This is a genomic window from Priestia endophytica, from assembly GCF_026790145.1.
Taxonomy (GTDB): Bacteria; Bacillota; Bacilli; order Bacillales; family Bacillaceae_H; genus Bacillus_I; species Bacillus_I endophytica_A.
Genome location: NZ_JALAMS010000077.1, coordinates 1,503 through 3,653 on the forward strand (window position 1 = coordinate 1,503; position 2,151 = coordinate 3,653).

Below are 2,151 nucleotides of genomic sequence, written 5' to 3' on the forward strand. Positions count from 1 at the left end.
CCCTAACTTACCCGACTTAACTAATGTTTACAACTGAATCACCAAACGTTTATGGATAATTTTGAATAGTTGTTATAAGGTGGAACCCAGAGGTGAAACAGTTGAAACTTGGAGAACAGTTAAAGAAGTTAAGAGAAGAGCGAAATATGTCTAGAGAGGAACTAGCTCAGAAAATGAATGTCTCGAGGCAAGCCGTATACAAGTGGGAAAATAATAAGGGCTACCCAGATATTCAAAACCTTATAAGATTAAGTGAAATCTATGGAATAACCGTTGATGAGTTAATTAAAAAGGATTCTACTCTTCAACTTGAAACGGATATTAAGGAAGAAGAAATAAATGCCGGGTTTTACATCGGAATTATGATCATATTTTTAGGGATTTTTCTTGGTCTCATTTTTGATTCTTTAATTTTTTCTATCGTATTAAATATGGTAGGAGGGTTAATCATTGGTTTTTATGAAAGTCTGATAAAACTATTTCAAGATGTAAAAAAAGATTTTAATAAAACACCATAAAGAAGCTTTGGTTTAACCAAGGCTTCTTTATTTCCGATAAATCACATTATGGTAACTGAAAATACACATCTTCTTCCTTGGATTATTAAGAAATAAATTCTAATTTGCTGTAATATGAAAAGAAAACAGTTGGTAGGTATGTACAATGGAGATTAGAAATTTAAATACATTAGATGCTCGAGAATATCGTAAGGTTCGTTTAGAATCTCTGAAAAAACACCCTGAATCATTTGGATCTAGTTATGAAGAAGAAAAAGACTTATCCATCAAGTATTTTAAAGATAAACTATCTTCTCCAGAATCATTCACATTCGGAGCCTTTGATAAGCATAACGAATTGATTGGAATCGTAACTTTGAAAAAGGAGTATCTGATTAAGTTAAGACACCGAGCGAATATTACAGCTATGTATGTTTCTCCACTCAGTAGAAAGACGGGAATTGGAAGAAAACTCATAGCAACTTGTATTGAGAAAGCAAAAACTTTAAAAGAAATCGAACAGATTTATTTAACTGTAGTTACTACTAACATTGCAGCTAAAAATCTTTATTCAACATTAGGATTTAAAAGTTTTTCTATAGAAAAAAGAGCTTTAAAGTTAAACAATACATATATTGATGAAGAACATATGGTTTTATATATTAAACAGTAATAAAGAAGCCTTAAATTATACATTTAAGGCTTCTCGGTTTCTAGAATCCGTGTTATGTTAATCTTTATGGTTATTAGAAGCCTGAAGAGTGATAAAAACTAAAAGATTTCCCTTGGCACTCTTCCATTAATCCTTTCCCACTCACTCCATTTCATAATCGGTTTATCCGGTAAAGGTTTATCGTCTAACATAGAGATATATTCTACCGAATGCCCATTAGGATCTTTGAAGTAGAATGAGACAGCAGGCATAAAAGGAAATACATATAATTCCCCTGAATCATCTTCAAAAAAGTTATGAATAGAAATTCCTAATTCCCTTACTTCTATGGCAGTTTTTTTAAGGTTTTCTAAATCAACTGAGATGGCGAAGTGCTGTCTTTGGACATTCTTACTGGGATAGTTTTCTCTTATACCTAACATACCTTTACCTTCGCCACCAACCCAAAAGAACGTAGACTTTCTACTTTCGTCTTTATATAAGGGAGATATACCAGGTGAATTTTTATAAAAATCCGAGGATTCTTCAAAGTTTAATACATTAATGTGTGTTTCAAATATTCCGTTAATCATTTTTAAATCCTTTCTCTCGATGACTTTTCTTAGAACCCAGTTCTTTCTTAATTAACTTATATCCTGAATCTAAATGTAAGTTTTTAATAATGAACATCTAGGGGTATGGTAAATTATAAAATAATTGGAATTAATCAGTCAAATAATCCTTTGACGAACATTCATAACTAAACTGCCTTAAAAACCAAGATTTTTGAGACGGTCAATATACGAGTGTTTTTTGAGAAGAAGGAAACGTCCGTAAAAGTATACTTTTACGGACGTCTTATAGCCCTTACTTTTCTCATAATGTAGATTTAAAATAAAGTTTAATAAACCTCTGTATTAATTTTTCTTTTTAGCCCTAAACTCCAAGTGTATTAATTTTTTACTTGTATATTAAACTAAAGGGTTCTGGTGCAAAAATTTC

3 protein-coding genes are annotated in these 2,151 nt (G+C 31.1%); 2 read left to right on the forward strand and 1 reads right to left on the reverse strand.

What is annotated here, in order from left to right; all coding sequences use genetic code 11:
• The first annotated feature begins 92 nt into the window (after positions 1-92).
• Positions 93-518 carry a helix-turn-helix transcriptional regulator gene (locus MOC86_RS26930; protein ID WP_326847771.1) on the forward strand — a complete coding sequence of 142 codons (426 nt, stop codon included), beginning with the start codon at positions 93-95 and terminating at the stop codon, positions 516-518.
• Positions 519-663: 145 nt separating this feature from the next.
• A complete protein-coding gene (locus MOC86_RS26935; RefSeq protein WP_268586952.1) occupies positions 664-1,170 on the forward strand; it encodes a GNAT family N-acetyltransferase in 507 nt (168 codons plus the stop codon).
• A 98-nt stretch (positions 1,171-1,268) separates the two neighbouring features.
• On the opposite strand, the gene MOC86_RS26940 is transcribed toward MOC86_RS26935, so the two are convergent.
• Positions 1,269-1,742 carry a VOC family protein gene (locus MOC86_RS26940; RefSeq protein ID WP_268586953.1) on the reverse strand — a complete coding sequence of 158 codons (474 nt, stop codon included), beginning with the start codon at positions 1,740-1,742 and terminating at the stop codon, positions 1,269-1,271.
• Positions 1,743-2,151: the final 409 nt, after the last annotated feature.

Bases quoted from the DNA above. Each gene is read 5' to 3' on its own strand.
- MOC86_RS26940 (WP_268586953.1), bottom strand. From the start codon at position 1,742: ATGATTAACGGAATATTTGAAACACACATTAATGTATTAAACTTTGAA.
- MOC86_RS26935 (WP_268586952.1), top strand. From the start codon at position 664: ATGGAGATTAGAAATTTAAATACATTAGATGCTCGAGAATATCGTAAG.